This window comes from Streptomyces sp. NPDC058239 (genome assembly GCF_042882185.1).
Classification (GTDB): domain Bacteria; phylum Actinomycetota; class Actinomycetes; order Streptomycetales; family Streptomycetaceae; genus Streptomyces.
In genome coordinates this window covers 174,765-194,774 of sequence record NZ_JBHVWS010000009.1, presented here as the reverse complement: position 1 = coordinate 194,774, position 20,010 = coordinate 174,765, and the positions used below count along the sequence as shown (strand labels likewise).

Sequence of the window (20,010 nt, the reverse complement as noted above, 5' to 3'; positions counted from 1 at the left end):
TCACAGCCACTCGTTGATGGCCGCTACGAGGACGGTCGCCTCGTAGCGGACTGCAAGCTTGTCGTACCTTGTGGCCACAGCGCGGTGCCTTTTGAGGCGATTAATGCCGCACTCGACCGCGTGGCGGCCCTTGTAATCCTCCGGGTCAAACTTCGGCGGACGGCCGCCGCGGGAACCAAGCTTTTTACGGTTGCGGGCTTGGTCTGCCTTGTCCGGGATGGTGCAGCGGATTCCCCGGCGGCGCAGGTAAGCGCGGTTCTTGCGGGAGGCGTACGCCTTGTCAGCCCGCACGCGGTCGGGGCGGACGCGTGGTCGGCCCAGCCCGGTGCGGGGCACGCGGACCTTCTCCAGTACGGGTTCGAACTGCGGCGAGTCGCCGCGCTGTCCTGCCGTGACCGTGATCGACATGGGCTTCTGACCTTGCTCAACGGCCAGGTGCAGCCGGTCGATTCTTGCACCGGGCGACACCGGACGGCGTTTCTACGGTGTAGAAGTCAGTGCACGACCCGTTGGTGAGTCGTCGCTCAGCTTGCCGCTGGACGACGGCCTACGAGTCCGAGCAGCCGCTCCAGGGCGGGAGAGCCCGCGGAGATCTCGACCGCCGGGGCGAACGAAGTCCTTGCCCGGTCGTCGGACGGTGCTCCGGTCGGGATCTGTGCCGCGACCTTGAGTGAGTAGCGGACGAGGTCGGCGCCCGGATCGTAGGCGACGCCGATGGTCTGAGCGACGTCCCAACCGTGGACTACGCAGTCGAGCACATGCATACCGAGCGCGACCCGGCCGGGAAAGAACCCGAACTCCCTGATCTGGAGCGAATGGTCCAGGACATCCTCGGTGAACGCCCTCGTCATGGCGTCGGCCGAGTCGAGGTACGCCTGGTAAGGATCCCCACCCAGGTTGCCCTGGTCCCAGGCCCGGAGGTCACCGGTGACGCCTGCTGCGGCGGCTGCGAAGCCGAGGTTCTCGCTCACTTGGTGGCGGAGCAGGCCGTGCAGTGTCCAGTCGGCACACGGCGTTGGAAGACGAAGCTGGTCCGGGCCAATCTGCGTGATCACCGCTCCCAAGGTGGCGAGGGCACGGCGGTCCAGTTCCCTGATATCCACGGCCGCGACGTTAGCCGAGCCCCCGTTTTCGGGCCACTCGTTTTCGGAGGCGCCTCAGCCGTCCCGATGCGTGTCGGGGGCGAACGACGTCTGAGGCGCACCAAGTTCTGGCTAGTCGAGCACGGCAGCGACGGCTTCGATCTCTACGAGCTGGTCGGCGTAGCCGAGCACGGTGACTCCGATCAGGGTGCTGGGGACGTCGTGGTCTCCGAACGATTCCCGGACTACCTCCCAGGCGGCCACCAGATCTGCCTGGCTGGCTGACGCGACGAGCACTCGGGTGCTGATTACGTCCTCGACCGATGCACCAGCCTCGGTCAGCGCAATCCGCATGTTCTCAAAGGCTTTCGCCGCCTGCCCCGCGTAGTCCCCGATAGCTGCCGTGGACCCGTCTTCGTTCAGTGGGCATGCCCCGGCGAGGAAGACCAAACGTGATTCGGCCGGCGCGGTGGCCGCATACGCGTACTCGGCGACGTCGGACAGCGAGCTGGAACGAATCAGGGTGATAGCACGAGCCACAGCAGTCCCCTTCGGTGCGTGTGAGACCCGGTCATGCTCTCAGGCGCAGACACACCACGTCGCATCAATTACCTGCCGGCGAAGCCGCATCAGGCAACGTTCGCCCTGCGGTTCGCGGCGCTCGCTGACTGATTTCCGCACACAGCCGAGACCATGCGTCCGTACACGTCGAGTCATATGTCCAGTTGTGCGCGAATAAGCGTGTCGAGTCGCTGCCATGCTGGGGACGAGGCGTTGACCGTGCCCTGGATGAGGGCGGGGATATCGGAGGCTGCATTCAGCTCGGCCAGTTCATCGGGTCCGTAGCGTTCCCGGGTCGCCTCGGCGATCCGGCGGGCGAGGTCGTCGATGCGGGGATCGTCAGCGTCCAGGTCGTGCGCGTGGTCGTAGTCGAGGAAGAGCTGCCGTAGCACTGGGTTGGCCAGGGTCTCGGCTTGGTCGCGAAGCAGCGTGATCGCGCTGTTTGAGTGGGTGGCGAATACGAGGATCCACAGGTCGCGCTGCAGGTCCACCCATCGAGGGGTGAATCCCCAGCGGGCCAGGTGCTCCAGATGGGTACCGACCTCGGTGGGCAGCGGTGCCGGATGCCCGGCGGCGAGCTGACGCAGGCGCCCCTGTGTTGTCCGCAGGCCGCGGATGCGGGCGGTGAGCTCGTCGTCGATCTCGCGCATCGCCTGCTGGAACTCCTCGGCGGTCGCTGATCTCAGGTCCCGGATACGGGCCAGGGGGACGCCGGCTTCGGCGAGCGTCCGGATCTTGATCAGGTCGATGGCATCGTTCGCGCCGTACCGCCGGTAGCCGGACGCATCGCGGTCGGGTTCGGGGAGCAGCCCTTTGTCGTGATAGACGCGAATGGTCTTGATCGACACCCCGACGTACCCGGCCAGTTGCCCGATGGTGATCACCAGGCCATCCTCCCACTTGACCTTTCCCCTGGGGCGGGGTTGCAGTATGGCGTCATGGCGAACATGAATGTCGATAGGGAGATTCTGCGCGATCTGGCCGATGAGGGCAACGCGACCGCTTTGGACCGGCTGGCTGACCTCGCCGACGCGGTCGGCGACCTCAGGGAGCTGAGCGAGCTGCTGGACGAGGGATCGATGCACGCCGGGTTCCTGCTCACTCAACGCGCGGCCGCGACCGGCGACCTGCGCGAGCTGCAACGGATCTCCGACGCCGGGTACGACGAGGCCGGAAACGCGCTGGACCGGCTACTGAAGGAACGGACCGACGGGCATCCGGATTGAGGATCCGACCAGCTGCTGCAGCCGCGCTCCAGGCCGCGACCATCGAGTTCTGGTCGCGGCCGGCGCTTGGGCCGGAGTGTTCGGCATGGCCGAACCCGTGCGCGAGACAGACGATGAGGGGGTCGGCGCCTGCTGTGGATCACCGCCGCGGCACTGGCTCGGTGGTCACCTGGCGGCGGGCCCGGATGGTGCGGCGGCTGTGCGCACAGGGCATGGCGGCATCGAAGATTGCCGAGGTGTCGTGCACCAGCGATGACCGGGTTCGGGACGTGATCCACAACTTCAACGCCGACAGCTTCGAGTCGCTGTATCCGAAGTACAAGGGCGGGCCGCCCAACACGTTCACGCTGTCCGAGCGGCGCAAGATCGTGAAGTCGAAGCCGACCGAGCACGACCTGCCGTTCTCTGCCTGGAGCCTGACCAAGCCGGCGGACTTCCTGGTGGCCGAGGGGTGGTTGACGACATCGGCCACGAGGCTCTGCGCATCCTCGCTCCGCGAGAAAGGCGTCTCCTCAGAAGATCCGGGCACTCCGTCAAGTGCAGCTTTCACGGCGCAGTGGGCGGCGTGCTCGACAAGTCGATGCCGGGGTTCTGAGCCGTTTCGATCGTTCATCCGGTCCGCTGAGCGGTGAACACCGTCCTCGGGCTGCTCTCAGCACACGACCCGTAGCGCAATGTCCGAATAGCGCCAGATTTGCTGACCGGGGGCAGTCAGCATTGATCGACGAGGGCTTTGCCGCGAGGCCGTGACAGTGCGCAGGCTGTGAAGCCGCACGCACCCGAGTGGTCGAGAGGTGTCGGCCGGGCCCTGACCGCTGCGACGACAACACACACCACCGAGGAACACACCATGAACCACTCCGCCGTCGCCCCGCCGCTGTTCGGCGAAACACCCGGGACCGGTGACGCACCACACGTTCCGTACAACAAGGACCTTCCCGCGTTGAGTGAGCTGGACTGGCCCGCAATGTATGGGCAGTTGAACGATCGCGGCATGGCGCTGACACCACCCCTGCTCAGTCGCGAGCTGTGCGAGGAGCTCATCGGCACGTTCGACGACGACGGAATGTTCCGCAGCACGGTGGTGATGCAGCGCTACAACTTCGGCCGCGGCACCTACAAGTACTACGCGAACCCACTCCCACCGCTGGTGCAGGCGCTGCGCGAGAGCCTCTACCCGCCGCTGGCGTGGATGGCCAACCAATGGGCGCCGATGCTGGGTGAACGCACCTTCCCGGACACGCTTGCGGAACTCACCGAGGAGTGCGCGGCCCATGGCCAGAACCGCCCGACTCCGCTGATCCTCGCCTACAGGGAGGGCGACTACGCCTGCCTGCACCAGGACATCTACGGCGACATCGTGTTCCCGCTCCAGATCGCGATCATGCTGAACCAGCCGGGCGAGGACTTCACGGGCGGGGAGAACGTCTTCGTCGAACAACGCCCCCGCTTCCAGTCGAAGGCCGTTGTCGTCAAGCCGGAGCTGGGCCAAGGGATGATCTTCCCGGTCCGCCATCGGCCTGTGCGCGGCAAGAACGGCTACCGCCGGCACCCCGTACGGCACGGCACCGGAGCCGTTGAATCCGGGCGACGCAACACCTTGGGCCTCATCTTCCACAACGCCCGCTGAATCCATCCGCCAGGTTCCGGAACGCCGTGCGGGGCCACGCAGTTCCGGCGGAATGCGCCGTCCGAGAACTGCCGGACGAAGTACCGCAAATGCCCAGCTGCTGCGCCATGAAGGCGTCGCCGAGAGCCTCGCCCAGGCAGCCGCCTGACCGGCGTCGTCGCGCCCCGTGCCCCTTCCGGCAGGGCCGCGGCGACGCTCACGACCCTGCCCGTTGCCAGCCGCATACTGAGGAACCAGACCCGTGATCGACACAACACGCCCGGCCGGAACTGTGAGCGACCTGGTCGATGCCACCGATTGGGCCGCGCTCACCGAAGAGGTCGACGAATACGGCAGCGCGCTGACCGGGCCGCTTCTCACTTCCGACCGGTGCCGCGAGCTCGCCGGGCTGTACGACGAGACCGAACGCTTCCGCTCCACCATCGACATGGCGCGCCACCGATTCGGCTCCGGCCAGTACCGCTACTTCACCCACGATCTGCCCGAGGTGGTAAGGGAATTGCGTGAGGCGTTCTATCCGCACCTGCTCCCGATCGCCCGTGCCTGGGCCGAAAAATTGGGAAAGCTCGCCCCGTGGCCGGACGAGTTGGAGGAATGGCTCGGTATGTGTCACGAGGCCGGGCAGAGCAAGTCCGCCCAGATCCTTCTGCGTTACGGTGCCGGAGACTGGAACGCCCTGCACCGCGACGTCTTCGGCGACATGCTCTTTCCGCTCCAGGTCGTCATCGGACTCGACGCGCCGGGCATCGACTACTCCGGTGGCGAATTCCTCATGACCGAACAGCGACCCCGCGCCCAGTCCCGGGGATCGGCCACCGCACTTCTCCGGGGACACGGGCTGGTCTTCACCACCCGCGACCGGCCGGTCGCCTCCAAGCGTGGTTGGTCGACCGCGCCGATGAGGCACGGTGTCAGCACCGTCCGTTCCGGCCGGCGCCGCACCCTCGGCCTCGTCTTCCACGACGCCAGATGAACGACCGCACCGATGCCCGCCAACAAGCCGGTCAGCGCATCCGCACACTGCTCGGCCCCGACGGCGAGCCCTACCGCAGCGACACGCCGGGCACACTCGGCGGACACCGGCGGGGCCGGCTGTACGGGCGGCTGGACTGCCCCTCCGCGCTGAGGGCGATAGCCCGCGGCCACTACGTGTCCCAGCGCGTGTTCTTCGCCGACGAGACAACTGCCATCGAGGCCGGATACCGACCGTGTGCGGTGTGCCTGCCGGAGGAGTACGCCCGCTGGAAAGAGAACGGGAAGGAGAACTGGAAAGAGAATGGGAAAGGGAACTGAAAGAGAAGCAGGAGCAGAGCTCCGGGGACACCTCTTGAGCCTGATCAAAGATGCCGCGCGGAGCAGGTCACCCAAGCTCCGCAACCCTGTCGTCGACAGCCCGGCACCGAATGCCCACACGGAAGCGGAGCTGGCCGCATTGATCGGCCTGCTGACCGCGCCCCGCTCGCGTATCCGGTCCGTTGCCGTCGGGCACGGGCGCGACGCCAAGTCCCGTTCCGCCGCCCAGACGTTCATCCGCGCATGGCAGGACCTGCACAGGGATGTGCTCGCCGTCGTCGACTGGCCCGAGGACGCCGCCTCGTGGCTGCGTCCCGCCCGGCGACTGACCGCCCAGGCCCCGGACGCGTGGGTGCTGGCAGGCGCGCCGCTCGGAGTGGCGCAGCTCGCCCGGCGCCTTCGTCGGTCCACCGACTGGGATCCGGCCCGCACCTTCGGTTTCGCCTCGCTCGGCACCCCGCGGCTCGTCGAACTCGCCGGTGCCGACACCGTCCAGGGTCTGCGCGGCGCTTCCGCCGACGGTGGCACCTGGGACATGCGCCGCGGCTGGACCACCCACTACGAGCCCCCGAACGTGACGTCCGGATAACGCGGGGGCACGCCCAGGTGCGTCTTCGGAATGTCGGTGCGGATCGCGGTCAGTGCGGCGTCCGGCACCGGCGCGAGCGGGCTGGCGGCATGGGCATCTGGGACCGTGCACGCTCGTACATACGCGGACACCGCGACAGCCACGCGAGTCCTCCAGCTGCGAGGGGTGTCCTTTTGGACCTGCATCAGAGTGCGCCTTTCGCGTGACGGACGGCGGCTTCTGCCAGTCCTGTGATCAAGGGGTGGGGCCGGGTGCCGTCGCCGAACAGTTCGGGCTGGAAGAGGGTGGCCAGAAAGAACGGGTGTGCCGGGAGTTCGGCGATACGGACCTCGCCCGCATCGTCGACGCCCGTGAAGTGCAGCCCGTGCGACCGCAACAGGTCCAGGTGGCGCGGGTTGGGGCCGTAGTTGCAGTAGTAGCGCTCCACCGTGCGTTCGGCGCCCAGGAGCCGGGCGGCCCATGAGCCGTCGGTGAGCCTGATCGCACCCTCGTGGCCGACCAGCGAGCAGGCCAGCGGGACCACCACCGCGTCTTCGGCGGCGGTCTGCGGCGCGTTCTCGGTGTGACCGGCACCGGCCAGGCCGCACACATTGCGGGCGTACTCGAGCAGGGCGTGCTGGAAGCCCCCACAGGTGCCCAGAAATGGGATGTCTTCCTCGCGTGCGGTGCGGATGGCCGCGAGCGCGCCCGACTCGCTGCGGTACGGGCTGCCGGGCAGCATCCAGACCGCGTCGAAGCCCTCGATGCCCTCCACGGCTTCCTGCGTGGGGATCCAGTAGGCGTCCAGGTCGAGGCCGTCGCGGTTGCGCAGGGACTCCAGCAGAACGGGGACGCGGGTGTGGGAGCGGACGGCCGGATCCCGGTCGCCGACCAGGGCGATACGTGCGGTGTGGTTCATGGACCCCATCGAAACGCAGCTTCCACATCGCGTCCAACGATGATCAGTGCATCTGGCATTAGCGATACTGATACTCATGGATCCGCATCTGCTGCGCACCTTCGTCGCCGTCGTCGAAGCCCGCTCCTTCTCCGCCGCCGCCCAGTCCCTGGGCTACACCCAGTCCGCCGTGTCGCAGCACATCGCAGCCCTCGAGAACGATCTCGGCACCCGGCTGGTGGAACGTCGGCCGGTCGGGCCCACGGCAGCGGGCGAGCGGCTCATGGAACACGCCCGACCGCTGCTGCTCCGTCTCAACGCGGCCCGTGCCGATGTCGCCCGGGTCGGGCAGACACACGGCGCCGGGCTGACCCTTGCCTGCAGTCCCGTCGCCTTCGCGCCCGCTGTCGCCGAGCAGCTGGCCCGCCTGCGCAACGACACGCCCGGGCTCGCGGTGGAGATCCGGGTACTGGGGCGAGAAGCGGTGGCGCAGGCGGTGCTGACAGGTGACGCGGACCTGGGCCTCGCCGACGGTGCCGCAGCGCCCAGCGACCCGCTGCCACTGCCGGACGCCGGACCCATGACCGGCCTCGCGGTGGCCGAGCAATCCCTCGCTGTCCTGTTCCCGGCCGATCACCCACTGGCGCGACGGCGCTCCCTGCGCCTCTTCGACCTCGCCGACGCCCACTGGATCGACGCACCCGACACCGCCGTCCCCCTCGCGCAACTGCGTGCCGCCGCCAACACCGACGGGTTCCGCGCCCACATCACGTACAGCGGAACCGATGTACGCGGCCTGGGAATGCTCGTCGCCACCGGGCACGGGCTGACCGCCCTGCCTCTTTCCCTCGCCCTCGCGCTACCGGGCACGGCCGCTGTCCGTGTCAGCGCACCCCGCCTCGTCCATCGCACCGAAGTGCTCCACCCGAAGGCCCCGGCAGTCATTGCCCAAGCCCTCATTGCCCGGCTCACCGGCTGACGCGGCCCGTCGACGCGTTGAGACCACGTCAGTAACATCGGGCTCCTGCCTCGCTGTTGTATTCGTGTGCCGTCGGCGGGCGACGACAGCACCGTGCCAGGGAGAACATCATGCTGAAGGTCTTTGATGATCTGTCCACACCACTCGTGGCCGATGCCTGCCTCCGCGTCCATGTGCCGCTGCGTGCCGCACCATCCGGTATCCGAGCGGTGATCTCAGGACACCGGATCGCGGGCCGGGCACTGCCGGTGCGGCACTACGGCAGCGTGGACGTGTTCCTGGAGGCATTCGGCGAGGCCGAGCAGGGCGACGTGCTGGTCATCGACAACGGCGGCCGGTCGGACGAGGCGTGCATCGGAGATCTGGCGGTACTTGAGGCCGAAGCGGCGGGCGTGGCGGCCCTTGTGGTGTGGGGGCTGCACCGCGACACCCCGGAACTGGTGGAGATCGGCCTTCCCGTGTTCAGCTACGGCAACTACCCGCCCGGTCCCGTCCGGTTGGACGAGCGGGAACCGGAGGCCCTGACCACGGCCCGGTTCGGCCCGCACCTGGTGAGCGGAGATGACATCGTCTTCGGCGACGAGGACGGCGTGCTGTTCGTGCCGGCCGAGCATGTCGAAGAAGTGCTGGCGACGGCGCACACGATCCGGCAGACCGAGCGTGAACAGGCCCGCAGGATCAGGGCGGGCGGGACACTGCGCGAGCAGACGTCCTTCGACGGCTATCTGGCACAGCGCACAGCCGATCCGTCGTACACCTTCCGGCAGCATCTCCGGCGGACCGGTGGGGCCATCGAGGAGTAGAGCAGTCCCGGTGGGCGCGGGGGCCCCGTCAGCTCTCCGCCGCAGTTCGGGATGGGCCGGTGGCCGGACCCGGGTGACGGGGTTCCGGCCCCCGGCACCGACGGGGAGAGCCGGGGGAGTGGTGGCCCCGGGTCGGGGTCCCGCGTCGGTTCACATGGTGCGGTCGACGAAGAACGGGAGAAGCGCGAGGAAATCACCGAGCGCGGCCGGGGCCAGCGGAACGCCGTCCAGGCTGCGGCGGGCGCTCTCCAACTGCTGGTGGGCTTCGGCCAGTGTCGCGGAGCGCCCACCGGCTTCTTCGACGAGGTCGGCGGCCCGCCGGGCGGTGGTGCGGTCGAGCGGGTTGCCGGTGCCGAGAAGCGTGGCGAGGCGCCGGGCAGCGGGGTGGTCCGTGGCCAGGGCCGCGAGGACGGGGTACGTCTTCTTCAGCCGACGCAGATCATTGTGGACGGGCTTGCCCGTGACCTGCGGATCTCCCCAGATCCCCAGGAGATCGTCCACGGCCTGGAATGCCACCCCGAGGTGCCGACCGGCCCTGGCGAGGGCGCCGACGGTCGTGGCAGGGGCTCCGGCCAGCACCCCACCCAGGCCTGCCGCACAGCCGAGCAGCGCGCCGGTCTTGTGCTCGGCCATCCACCGGTACTCGTGCGGCTGCACCGATTCGGGTCCGGTCCAGGGCCGGGACTCGAAGAGCAGGTCCTCGGCCTGACCGCGTACCAGGTCGGTCAGCGTTCCGGCGAGATGCCGTACCGCCGCCGCACTGTGCACGCCCGGAGCGTCGGCCAGAGTCTGTACAGCCAGTGCGAAGAGCGCGTCCCCCGCGAGGATCGCGGGGCCGGTCCCGTACACCTTCCAGACGGTGGCGCGCTGTCTGCGGGTCTCGTCGCCGTCCATGATGTCGTCGTGCAGGAGGGAGAAGACATGGATCAGCTCGACGGCGACCGCGCCGACGACAGCGTCCTTTGCAGGGGCACCGGCGGCCTCGGCGCTCAGCAGCGCGAGGGCCTGGCGCACCCCTTTGCCCTGTGAGCCCGTGGCCGGGCTGCCGTCCGCCGTGTCCCACCCGAGCGAGAAGGCGGCCATCTCCGCGTGCCACGGGTGCAGGCGCTGCACGGCCTGTGCAAGCGCCGGGCGTACGAGGTCGCGGCAGCGGGCGAGAATCTGCGGTGCCGTGGCCCGGTGGGTTACGGGCGGTGTCATCGTCGTCCGCTTTCCTCGTCCGTCTCGCCACCGACCGGTGTCACACCGAGTTCGGCGTACGCCTTGTCCACCATGTCCCGGGCGTTGAGCAGGCCGATCCGGCTCAGTGTGCGGTGCAACTCGTCCAGATCGGCGGCGGTCTCGTTCCGGTCGCGGCCGAGCCGGGCGAGTGACTTGACGAGACCGAGCCGGGCCAGCGCTTCACCGCGGGGTTCGGACATGGCGCGGAATTCGGCGAGCGCTTCCTCGTAGACCTGGCGTGCCTCCTCGTAACGGCGGGCGCGGAAGAACACGTTGGCGCGCATCTTGTGGTTGTATGCGAGCGCACTGGACAACTTCATCTCACGGCAGGTGAGTTCGGCCTCTGTGAGCAGGGCCAGGGCCCGCTCCGGATCGTCGTCCCGCAGGGAGATGATGTCGGCCATGCCGCGCAGGGCCCACGCGCGGCCACGCCGGTCGTCCGCATTCCCGGCCAACTGCGCCGCTTCCTCGAACATGGCCAGGGCGCTGTCGAGCGATCCGGTGTTGCGGTGGATCTGTGCGATGCCCTCCAGCGCCCACACGGTGTGGCGTGCCTCGCCACGGGCGCGCGCCTCGGCGAGCAACTGTTCGTGCAGGACGGCGACGGTCTGGTAGTCGCCCTGTATTCGCCCGGTCTCCGCAAGGCCGGCGAGCGAGTAGCCGCGGGCGACGATATCCCCGCCGCGTTTCCCCATGTCGGCCGCGAGCCCCAACAGCCTGAAAGCGAGCCTGAGTTCACCGCGCTGCCGGGCGAGCGTCCCACCGCTCCACAGTGCCCAGGCCATCGCCCCCAGGTCACCGGCCGAGCGGGCGGCCCGGTAACTGGCCTTCCACGCCTGATCGGCTTCCTTCACATTGCCGAGCCTGCGATGCGCCTCGGCGACCGCGAGCCCGCAACGCGCCACTTCCTGTTGCGAGCCGCCTCGCTCGGCCTCCCTCAAGTGACGTACTCCTTCTGCGAGTACATCCGTGAGTGAGGAGTTCACCGACATCTTGGTGAGGGCGCCTTGGTACTCGGGCGCCAGTGCCTTGCTGTGCATGGGAGCCTTTCGCGTGCGGCCGGGACGGCAGCCGGGCAACTATACATTTCTTGTATACATTAAGTGCATAGTTGTCTGCTGATCGGACCCGGGCGCTCGTGGGGGGTCGGACGTGGTCTGTCGCTTGCGGCGAACCGCATTGCTGTGGATCAAGACGGCAGTGGCGTGTCCGAGGTTGCTCCGCGATCAACAGAAGTCGACATTGCGGTGCGTTCGGTCCGGAGCACCGGGCGCCGCTCGCCATGCCGGACGGCGGTAAGCGGAAGGCCGAACGGGAACTCGACGTCCGTGCCGTCCTCGAACGAGACAACCACGTGTGTATCCGGGCCGGCCGGGTGATTGCCGACCCACTGCACGTGCTCCACAACGGAAGTCGGGGTGCCGTCGGGACCGATGGGCCTGTAGCCCTCGTCCACGTCCTGGGACTGCACGGGCATCGGCGCCGGCCGGTGCTTCGCTGCTCGCACGTTCCGGTAATACCTCGTCATCCGGCCGAAGCAGCCGACGTCGAACTCCGCCCAGCAGCACGGTCGTCAGCGATTCGAGCGTTGCCATCTCCACTCGAAATGCCCCATGAATGTGAGCGGTTACTTCCTTCTCCGTATGCCCTGGCCATAGTAAAAGATAGAAACATTGAGGACCCTCTTGCGACTCCATGGCAATCGCTTACATGCTGGCGCGCAGCCCGCACTTCACTCCGATGCTGTTGATCCCCATGGGAGTCTCCGGATGCGCTCTGCCCGAACGCCGTTCACCACCCCGGCCCACCTCGCCGCCTCCTCCTCGCTGTCCGAAGACGTCGGGGGCCCGGTCGCCATCTCGTCGGACGGCTCCGTCTCTCGTGCCGTCGGCCGCCGGATGATCCTCGGCGCCCTCGCCGGTGCCGGCGCCACTGCTCTGCTGGGCTCTGGCACCGCCTCGGCCCAGGGGGCCGGTCGGCACCCCGTACAACACTCCAAAGACACACTCCTGATCAAGGCGTTTCCCGAAGCCGAGAAGGAGCGGATGCGCCTTGCACGCTCACTCCGGTCCAGTGATTTCATCCCCACGGGCCGTTATGCCCCCGCGGGCACGCCCGTCTCCGTGACCGTCCGACCGGCAGGCGGCCGCGTACCGACGCTGCACATCGGCACCTTCGACTACTACAACACCGACACCACCCTCCAGGAGCCGCGCACCATCCCGCTGAGCCCGGGCCGCAATACGGTCAGCGACGCCCACGGAGGCCCCATCTATCTGAGCTTCGCGGGACACGGGGAGAGGGCCGCAGTCACGTTCGGCAACGGCGCTCAGCACATGGCCGTCTTCGAGCTGGGCCGCACCGACGAAGCCGCATTCCAGACGCAACTCGACGAAAGAACCGACATCCCCTGGGTCGAGTTGACGACTGATCAGGCGATCCTCACTCTCACCCGCGAAGGGGCGTTGCTCTACCGCGGCGAGGATCACACCACACTGATGGAACTGTTCGACACCGTCATCGACAGCCACGCCCGAATCAGCGGTCTGGACGGCGGGGGGCCGCTCGACCGGCCCAAGGCGGGCCGCTACCACTTCAATGAAGTCAGCGTCGTGCCCAGTGGGGTGGGCGCATATGCCTGGCACGGCTACAACGGCTTCCCGCGTGCGTACATGGACCGGCTGTGCACCGTCTCCGGGCTCCGCACCCGAGGCTGGGGCCTTTACCACGAGCTCGGCCACCTCCACCAGCAAGCCGCCTACCAGGCTGATCAGTTGACCGAGGTCACCGTCAACATCTACTCACTGGCCGCGCAGCGCGCACTCGGTCAGGCATCCAACCTGCTGACGGTCGACCCCAAGACGGGGCTGAACTACTACCAGACCGCTCTTCCGAAGCTCGGCACCACCGGGATCACGTACGAGAAGTCCTTCGGCGCGTACGAAAAACTCATCCCGCTACGTCAGTTGGAGCTGGCGTTCGGCGAGGACTTCTGGCCGCGGCTGCACCGCCTCGTGCGCAGGGAGCATCAGCATGACGCCCCGGTCGACGACTACACGCACGACCCCGTCATCAACGCCCGCCAGTACCTGGCCCTCGCAACGTACGCCAGCCGCACCGCCGGGTGCGACCTCACCGACTTCTTCGTCCGCAGGTGGGCCTTCCCGATCGACCCCTCCGGCGTTGCCGCGCTCGCCGCGCTGGGGCTGCCGCAACCGCCTGTCGACCCCAGCACGCTCGCCGACTGAAGCGGGATTCGGTCCCAGGGCCATCCACCCGGTATCCGTTCGCAGACGTCGTGAGCCGCAGCAGACCCCCCAACCGCAGTAGCCCCCAAAGGGAGATGGCATGCGCACTACATCCGTCGAATCCGGTGGTTTCACCCGCAGGCCCCTGCGCCGCCTCATGAGGTCGGGCACGGTCCTCGCCGCCACCGCGCTGCTCGCTGTCGGCACGGCAGGGCAGTCGTGGGCCTCGACACCGACACTCCGCTGGACCACCAACGCACCCACGCCCGTGACCACGTTGACGCTTCCGATGGCCGTGAACTCCGCGCCGGACGCGTCCGGCATCTACTTCGCCTACTACACCACCCTGGAGAGCGGCACCCGCCCGTACGCGGGGTTCCAGCCGAAGCCCGTGGACGCGAACGGGAATCATGTCCTCCAGGCGATCTTCAGTTCATTCAACGCCGACGCCACGACCACGGACGACCACTGCACCTACGGAGCCGACGGCGGCGCGGGAGTGAGCTGTGCGGTCCGTTTCCCCTACACGCCGGGGACGATGTACTCCCTGGTGCTCAAGCGGGCCGGTGTGAGCGGGGCGACGCAGCTGATGTCCGGAGACGTCGTCGAGACCACGACCGGAACGCCAGTGGCACACATCGGCAGTTTCGGCCTGCCGTCGGCCTCGGGCCGGTTCAAGAGCGCCGATCAAGGATTCATCGAGCCCTACCTCACGGCCGGGTGCGGCCAGCGCGTCACCGTGACATACGGCAAGCCGATCGGCACCGAGGCGGGCGTCGACTATTCGGGCAGCCTTCCCACCGTCACCGATCCGTCGTCCGGAAGCTGCTTGAGCACTGCCTCGCAGACGACGAGCCAGGGGCAGCAGGTCACGGTGACGGGCAACGCGTCGGCAGCGGCTGTCGGCCCGGCCTCGTAGTCGGATCGGGCACCGTACCCGGCCGGTCGGGACTCCATGTGAAGCGCCCCCGGCGCCTTCTGGCTAAGCTCGACGAGGGGCCGAGTACCAGAACGACGGAGGCTCCCATGATGATCAGGCTCGAACCGCGCGATGTGCCCCCACGCCTTGCCACCGGTGCGTTCATCCTCAACTCGGGCCTGGGCAAGCTGAAAGCGGACGAGGAGACGGCCCAGGGCGTGCACGGCATGGCGTGTACTGCCTACCCGTTCCTCAAAAAGATCGAGGCCAGGCGATTCACCCGGCTGCTCGCTCTGTCGGAGATGGCCGTCGGCGGAACCCTGCTCTGTCCCCTCGTGCCGACCCGAGTGGCCGGACTGGCGCTGACAGGGTTCTCCGGCGGCCTGCTGGGCCTGTACCTGCGGGTTCCCGGGATGCGGGAGCCCGGCAGTCTGCGGCCCACCCAGAACGGCATCCCGCTGGCCAAGGACACCTGGATGCTCGGGATCGGACTCGGCTTTCTGAGCGCGGATGCCCACTGGGCGGGCGCCGGCGCAACCCGGTGTCCCTGGCGCCGGTCCCGAGGCTGAACGGGGCAGCCGGGGGCACGGGTGGGCGGCTACGGATGAGCGAGAGCACGATGAAGGCCCACGTCAGTCGCATCCTGCCTACTCTGGAGGTGGGAAACCGCGTCCGAGCGGCGTCGCCGCCCGGAGCGCCGGGCCGGCGGATGACCCTCTGCCGTGTTGGGCGTAACAGTGGGTAACTGCCCGGAGTGCGCTGCCCCGGCAAAGCCCGATCCGTGGTGGGCCCGCTCCGCCCGCAGATCCAAGGAGTGATCATGAGCGAGTCAGAAGAATATCGCGGTCGTGTGAGGCAGATGCGCGCCAAGGCGAAGGATCTCAATGACGCAGCCGAGCGCACCACCGACCCCGAGGAACGCCAACGCCTGAAGGACAAGGCCCGCAGGATCGAAGCGGAGAGCGACCAGGTCAGCGGCATGGCGAGCGGGGACATCTACCCCATGGAGTAGACGCCGCCGGGTGGCGGCCGCATGCTACGGCCGCTCCACCCCGACGCCGTGGGCGCACAACCGTCGCGCAGCCCCTGAGCAGTAGCGCTCAGGGGCTGCGCACGTCGACTCCGTGGCAGGCCGGGGGAATCCTGGCGTGGCCCGGACGTTGAACAAGGGTGTGAGCTCTGTGATCGCATCCACCCGGTTTTCCGTGCTCGACCGTTCCCGTACCCGTGAGGGGTACAACGGCCCCGAGGCGCTGCGCGACACCGTGCGTCTCGGCCAGGAGGTCGAGGCGCTGGGCTATCACCGGTTCTGGGTGTCCGAGCATCACAGTGTGCCGGGCGTCGCCGGTTCGGCGCCGACCGTGTTGGCCGCGGCCGTCGCGGCGGCGACAGCCACCATTCGGGTCGGTACGGGCGGCGTGATGCTCCCCAATCATCAACCGCTCGTGGTGGCCGAACAGTTCGGGGTGCTGGAGTCACTCTTCCCCGGCCGGATAGATATGGGACTCGGCCGCTCGGTGGGCTTCACCGACGGCATCCGCAGGGCACTCGGCCGGGACAAGTCGGACGCGCAGGACTTCGCGGGGCAGCTCACCGAGTTGCTCGGCTGGCTGGACGGCACGCAGCGAGCCCACCCGCAGGTCCATGCCCGACCCACCGAGGGCCTGCGCATACCCCCGTTCGTACTGGCCACCGGCGAGGGTGCCGGTATCGCTGCGGCGGCCGGGCTGCCGCTGGTCGTCGGAGACCTCCGCGGCCGGGAGAAGCTGCTACGGACTGTCGAGCGCTATCGCCGGGAGTTCCGCCCCTCGTCCTGGGCGGCGGAGCCCTATGTGGTCGTGTCGGGCACGATCGCGCTCGCCGGAAGCGCGGACGAGGCCCGGCGCCTTCTGATACCGGAGGCGTGGTCCATGGCGTACTCCCGGACCCATGGCGTGTTCCCGCCGCTCGCCCCCGCCGGGCGGGTCGAGACACTGAGCATGACGGAGAAGGAGCGCGGCTTCTACGAGAGCGGACTGCGCGGCCACCTCCAGGGCACGGAGGACCAAGTGGTCACAGCGCTCGAGACGGCCATCAAGGAGACCCGTGCGGACGAGGTGCTGGTCACCACCAGCACCTACGACCGTGCGGCTCTGATGGACTCCTTGCGTCGGCTGGCCCGTATCGCGGAGCTGACCACCTGACGGCCTCACTGCCGCCGGGCGTGTGCCCGGCGCCCTGTCCGGCGCTCTGACAGAGCGTTCACCCGTATCGGCGCCTCAAGCGGCAATCCTTCGGCGGTTCCTGCCATCACACATGGCACGCTGGGCTCTCGTATGTCCCCGACCACCCGAGGAGACGTGCCACGTGCCGCAGAACGAGCCGACGGAGTCGCTCGCCGCCCCTGCGGTGCTGGTCGAGGAGCGCCGGCTCCGCAAGGATCTCGGATTCTGGGGCCTGACCGCGATCGGGTTCTCCAACATCCTGGGATCCGGGTGGCTGTTCGCGGCCATGTACGCCGCCCAGACCGCCGGGCCCGCCGCCCTGCTGTCCTGGATCGCGGCCGGCGCGCTCTGCGGCTTGGTCGCTCTGGTCATGGTGGAACTCGGGGCCACCCGTCCGGAGGGCGGAGGCACCGTGCGCTGGCCGCTGTACGCGAGCGGGCGGCTGGTCGGAACGGTGATCGGCTGGTCCGTCCTGCTCTCGGTCGGCGGTACGGCGGCGGAGATCAGCGCCATCATGCAGTACGCCGCGCACTATCTGCCGGGCTTGTACGACGGCGGCAGCCTCAGCGCCACGGGCCTCGGCGTGGCTGTCGCGCTGAGCGTCGTGCTGACCGCGCTCAACTGGTTCGCCGTGCGGATGTTCGCCCGGCTGAACAACCTGGTGTCGGTCTTCAAGGTCGTCGTCCCCGTCGTCACGGTCATTGCGCTGTTCCTCTCGGGCACGCACTCCGGGCGCCTCACCGACCACGGCGGCTTCGCACCGTACGGCTACGCGGCATGCCTCACCGCTCTCGCCGGTGGCGGCATCGTCTACTCCGTCAACGGGTTCCAGGCCCCGCTCGACTTCTCGGGAGAGGCCCGCAATCCACGCCGTAACGTGCCGGCCGCCGTGCTCACCGGTATCGGTCTTGCCGTGCTGGTCTACCTGGGGCTCCAACTGGCCTTCCTTTTCACGGTGCCCGAGTCCCTGCTGGGCAACGGCTGGCAGGGAGTCGACTTCGAGTCGCCGTTCGGGCAGCTCGCCCTGGTGCTCAACCTGCACTGGCTGGCCACCCTGCTCTACGCCGACGCGGTGATCTCTCCCGGCGGTTCGGCCTACGTGGGGGTGGCGATCGATGCCCGGCATACGTACGCCCTGGCCAAGAACGGCCTGCTGCCCCGCTTCTTCATGCGGATCGATCCCCGGTCCGGCATGGCGCACCGGGCGCTGGTGCTCAACCTTGCCGTCATCATCGTCTTCATGCTGCCGTTCGGCGGCTGGCAGGACATCGTGAGCGTGATGGGCGACATGTATCTGCTCATCTACGCGGCATCGGCGGTCGCCGTCGCGGCGTTCCGGGCACACGAGCGGGAGAGCGAAGTGCCACGGACGGAGGGCGAGGTGCCGGGGGTGCGCTGGATCGCGCCGGTCAGTTTTGTCGTGGCGAGCGAGTTCGTCTTCTGGTCGGGGTGGCACGATCTGCGGCTCGCACTGCCGCTCGTCCTGCTCGGCGTCCCGCTGTTCCTGCTGCAGCAGCGTGGTACCGAGGGGCCTTCGCCACGCGCCGAGTTGCTCCACGGCGCCTGGCTCGTCTTTCATCTGGCCGCGCTGACGCTGCTGTCCTGGCTCGGCACCTTCGGCGGTTCCGGCCACCTGCCGGCACCGTACGACTCCGTGACGGTCGCGGTCATGTCCCTCGGCGTCTTCGTGTGGGCGGTGCACTCGGGAGCCGACCACCTCAGTCGTCGGTCCCGGCCCATGCCGACGCGCTGAGCGGAGTTCTCGTACCCGGCGCGTTCGAACGCTCGCGCAATGGTTCGTTGCTCAGATCCGTGTCCGCGTGCCGCCCCTGTGCGTCATGGTCGGTGACCGGAGGCCGAGTTGTGTGCGACGCGTGTCGATGGCGGGGGAGGAGCGCGAGAGCGGAGAGGGTGATGACATGAAAAGTGCTGACCTTTTGACGGACGCGTTCACTCGCGTCCAGGAGACGGTGCACTCGGTGGTCGAGGGCCTTTCACCCGCCGACCTCCACGCTCGCCTCGACGACGGAGCGAACACGATCGCGTGGCTCGTGTGGCACCTCACTCGGATCCAGGACGACCACATCTCTGATGCGGCAGGTATCGAGCAGGTCTGGTTCACCCAGGACTGGGCCTCCCGCTTCGATCTGCCCTTCGCGAAGGAAGCCACCGGGTACGGACACAGCACCGCAGACGTGGCGTCTGTGCAGGTGGGCTCGCCCGAACTGCTGCTCGGCTACTACGACGACGTCCATGAACAGACCCTCGGATTCATCAGTGGGCTCGACGGCAGGGCTCTGAGCCGTGTCGTCGATGAGGCGTGGTCGCCGCCGGTCACCCTCGGGGTCCGTCTGATCAGCGTCATCTCGGACGACCTGCAGCACGCCGGCCAGGCGGCCTTCGTACGGGGCTCGCTCGAGCGCCGGTAGAACTCGACGCGAGCGGGGGCCTGTTGTGCCGGCGGACGACGTCGGCGCGCTCCGGTACCTGTTCCATTCCCCGGTCCTCCGGAGCCGAGGTCGCGGACCGTGCGGCCTCGGCGCTGGAGGACCCCGGTGTCTCAGACCTTGAGCCCGATGCCGCTCACCGCATGGCCCTGCAGGGTGTCCCCCGGGCTCTGCTCGGGATCGGGGCGCCAGGCCGACGTCCGTACGACGCCCGGCTCCACCACGTCCAGGCCGTGGAAGAAGTCGGCGATCCGTTCAGGGCTGCGCAGATGGTACGAGCTTGCCGAGTTCGCGTTGTAGGAGGCGACGGCCCGGTTCAGCGAGTCACTCGTGTTCGTGCCGTCGCTGAGGGCCAGATAGCTTCCTGAGGGGAGCGCGGCCAGCAGCCGGTCGACCAGCGCCCACGGGTCGTCCTCATCGGGGAGCTGCCCCATGATCCCCAGCATGGTCAGCCCGACCGGCCGGCTGAAGTCCAGCGTCTTGGCGGCCTCGGCGAGAATCGCGTCGGCGTCCCTGATGTCGGCATCGATGTATGCGCACGCGCCCTCGGGAGTGCTGGTGAGCAGAGCGCGGGCATGGGTCAGGACGAGCGGGTCGTTGTCGACGTACACAATCCGGGAATCCGGGGCCACCCGCTGGGCCACCTCGTGCGTGTTGTCGGCCGTCGGCAGACCCGTGCCTATGTCGAGGAATTGACGGATGCCCGCCTCTGCGGTCAGGAAACGCACAGCGCGGGCGAGGAAGGCCCGCTGAAGGCGTGCGATGGCGGCGAAGTCCGGGAACGCCTTGAGGATCATGTCGCCCATTTGGTGGTCGACGGAGTAGTTGTCCTTGCCGCCCAGGAGGTAGTTCCATACGCGTGCCGAATGCGGCCGGTCCGTCTGAAGCCTGTCGGTCGGCGACTGCGAAGAGGTACTCATGGCCAGATCCT

General features: G+C 68.3%; 22 protein-coding genes and 1 pseudogene. 15 read left to right on the top strand and 8 right to left on the bottom strand.

The window, feature by feature from the left end; genetic code table 11:
* The 4 genes from ACFVYE_RS14030 to ACFVYE_RS14015 form a co-directional block, all read right to left on the bottom strand.
* Positions 1-468, bottom strand: coding sequence for a transposase (locus ACFVYE_RS14030; protein ID WP_383972703.1), 468 nt, complete (start codon positions 466-468; stop codon positions 1-3).
* Between the two features lie 56 nt (positions 469-524).
* Complete coding sequence (locus tag ACFVYE_RS14025) at positions 525-1,103, bottom strand: TIGR03086 family metal-binding protein (protein ID WP_383972705.1); 579 nt, start codon at positions 1,101-1,103, stop codon at positions 525-527.
* Between the two features lie 111 nt (positions 1,104-1,214).
* On the bottom strand, positions 1,215-1,622 hold the full coding sequence (locus ACFVYE_RS14020) for a RidA family protein (RefSeq protein ID WP_383972707.1): 408 nt from the start codon (positions 1,620-1,622) through the stop codon (positions 1,215-1,217).
* A 173-nt stretch (positions 1,623-1,795) separates the two neighbouring features.
* A complete protein-coding gene (locus tag ACFVYE_RS14015) occupies positions 1,796-2,527 on the bottom strand; it encodes a MerR family transcriptional regulator (RefSeq protein WP_389605633.1) in 732 nt (243 codons plus the stop codon).
* Between the two features lie 54 nt (positions 2,528-2,581).
* Between ACFVYE_RS14015 and ACFVYE_RS14010 the strand changes: the two genes are divergently transcribed.
* From ACFVYE_RS14010 to ACFVYE_RS13985, 6 genes and pseudogenes are all read left to right on the top strand, one after another.
* Positions 2,582-2,869, top strand: coding sequence for a hypothetical protein (locus ACFVYE_RS14010; protein ID WP_383972711.1), 288 nt, complete (start codon positions 2,582-2,584; stop codon positions 2,867-2,869).
* A gap of 85 nt (positions 2,870-2,954) precedes the next feature.
* Positions 2,955-3,381, top strand: a pseudogene (locus tag ACFVYE_RS14005) (transposase); the annotation flags it as partial.
* Between the two features lie 338 nt (positions 3,382-3,719).
* Positions 3,720-4,499 carry a 2OG-Fe(II) oxygenase gene (locus ACFVYE_RS14000; protein WP_383972713.1) on the top strand — a complete coding sequence of 260 codons (780 nt, stop codon included), beginning with the start codon at positions 3,720-3,722 and terminating at the stop codon, positions 4,497-4,499.
* 241 nt (positions 4,500-4,740) lie between these two features.
* Positions 4,741-5,472, top strand: coding sequence for a 2OG-Fe(II) oxygenase (locus tag ACFVYE_RS13995; RefSeq protein WP_383972715.1), 732 nt, complete (start codon positions 4,741-4,743; stop codon positions 5,470-5,472).
* Positions 5,469-5,792 carry an Ada metal-binding domain-containing protein gene (locus tag ACFVYE_RS13990; protein ID WP_383972717.1) on the top strand — a complete coding sequence of 108 codons (324 nt, stop codon included), beginning with the start codon at positions 5,469-5,471 and terminating at the stop codon, positions 5,790-5,792. The genes ACFVYE_RS13995 and ACFVYE_RS13990 overlap by 4 nt, the downstream gene beginning before the upstream one ends.
* Before the next feature lie 34 nt (positions 5,793-5,826).
* Entirely contained in the window at positions 5,827-6,381 is a 555-nt protein-coding gene (locus tag ACFVYE_RS13985) for a hypothetical protein (protein ID WP_383972719.1), read from the top strand.
* Positions 6,382-6,565: 184 nt separating this feature from the next.
* Here the strand turns inward: ACFVYE_RS13985 and ACFVYE_RS13980 are convergent, their stop codons facing one another.
* A complete protein-coding gene (locus ACFVYE_RS13980) occupies positions 6,566-7,279 on the bottom strand; it encodes a hypothetical protein (RefSeq protein ID WP_383972721.1) in 714 nt (237 codons plus the stop codon).
* 76 nt (positions 7,280-7,355) lie between these two features.
* Between ACFVYE_RS13980 and ACFVYE_RS13975 the strand changes: the two genes are divergently transcribed.
* Positions 7,356-8,237: a LysR family transcriptional regulator gene (locus ACFVYE_RS13975; protein ID WP_383972723.1), complete on the top strand. Its 882-nt coding sequence runs from the start codon at positions 7,356-7,358 to the stop codon at positions 8,235-8,237.
* 110 nt (positions 8,238-8,347) lie between these two features.
* Positions 8,348-9,040 carry an RraA family protein gene (locus ACFVYE_RS13970; RefSeq protein ID WP_383972725.1) on the top strand — a complete coding sequence of 231 codons (693 nt, stop codon included), beginning with the start codon at positions 8,348-8,350 and terminating at the stop codon, positions 9,038-9,040.
* Positions 9,041-9,190: 150 nt separating this feature from the next.
* Here the strand turns inward: ACFVYE_RS13970 and ACFVYE_RS13965 are convergent, their stop codons facing one another.
* Together ACFVYE_RS13965 and ACFVYE_RS13960 are read right to left on the bottom strand one after the other, a co-directional pair.
* Positions 9,191-10,240, bottom strand: a complete 1,050-nt coding sequence (locus ACFVYE_RS13965) for a polyprenyl synthetase family protein (RefSeq protein ID WP_383972727.1) — start codon at positions 10,238-10,240, stop codon at positions 9,191-9,193.
* The gene (locus ACFVYE_RS13960; protein WP_383972730.1) at positions 10,237-11,301 is read right to left on the bottom strand and encodes a tetratricopeptide repeat protein; all 1,065 of its coding nucleotides are present in this window, start codon (positions 11,299-11,301) and stop codon (positions 10,237-10,239) included. Before ACFVYE_RS13960 ends, ACFVYE_RS13965 begins: the two co-directional genes overlap by 4 nt.
* Positions 11,302-12,030: 729 nt before the next feature.
* On the opposite strand from ACFVYE_RS13960, the gene ACFVYE_RS13955 reads away from it, so the two are divergent.
* The 7 genes from ACFVYE_RS13955 (at position 12,031) to ACFVYE_RS13925 (ending at position 19,061) form a co-directional block, all read left to right on the top strand.
* Positions 12,031-13,509 (top strand): M60 family metallopeptidase, encoded by a 1,479-nt coding sequence (locus ACFVYE_RS13955; protein ID WP_389605628.1) that lies wholly within the window; start codon positions 12,031-12,033, stop codon positions 13,507-13,509.
* Positions 13,510-13,609: 100 nt separating this feature from the next.
* Positions 13,610-14,428, top strand: a complete 819-nt coding sequence (locus ACFVYE_RS13950; protein WP_383972734.1) for a hypothetical protein — start codon at positions 13,610-13,612, stop codon at positions 14,426-14,428.
* Positions 14,429-14,535: 107 nt separating this feature from the next.
* Positions 14,536-14,997, top strand: coding sequence for a hypothetical protein (locus tag ACFVYE_RS13945; RefSeq protein WP_383973561.1), 462 nt, complete (start codon positions 14,536-14,538; stop codon positions 14,995-14,997).
* Between the two features lie 251 nt (positions 14,998-15,248).
* Positions 15,249-15,440, top strand: a complete 192-nt coding sequence (locus tag ACFVYE_RS13940; RefSeq protein ID WP_383973559.1) for a DUF6381 family protein — start codon at positions 15,249-15,251, stop codon at positions 15,438-15,440.
* Between the two features lie 160 nt (positions 15,441-15,600).
* A complete protein-coding gene (locus tag ACFVYE_RS13935) occupies positions 15,601-16,611 on the top strand; it encodes an MsnO8 family LLM class oxidoreductase (protein WP_389605625.1) in 1,011 nt (336 codons plus the stop codon).
* 163 nt (positions 16,612-16,774) lie between these two features.
* Positions 16,775-18,385: an APC family permease gene (locus ACFVYE_RS13930; RefSeq protein WP_389605623.1), complete on the top strand. Its 1,611-nt coding sequence runs from the start codon at positions 16,775-16,777 to the stop codon at positions 18,383-18,385.
* A 166-nt stretch (positions 18,386-18,551) separates the two neighbouring features.
* Positions 18,552-19,061 carry a DUF664 domain-containing protein gene (locus tag ACFVYE_RS13925; RefSeq protein WP_383973553.1) on the top strand — a complete coding sequence of 170 codons (510 nt, stop codon included), beginning with the start codon at positions 18,552-18,554 and terminating at the stop codon, positions 19,059-19,061.
* A 131-nt stretch (positions 19,062-19,192) separates the two neighbouring features.
* Here the strand turns inward: ACFVYE_RS13925 and ACFVYE_RS13920 are convergent, their stop codons facing one another.
* The gene (locus ACFVYE_RS13920) at positions 19,193-19,999 is read right to left on the bottom strand and encodes an SAM-dependent methyltransferase (protein ID WP_389605621.1); all 807 of its coding nucleotides are present in this window, start codon (positions 19,997-19,999) and stop codon (positions 19,193-19,195) included.
* Positions 20,000-20,010 lie beyond the last annotated feature (11 nt).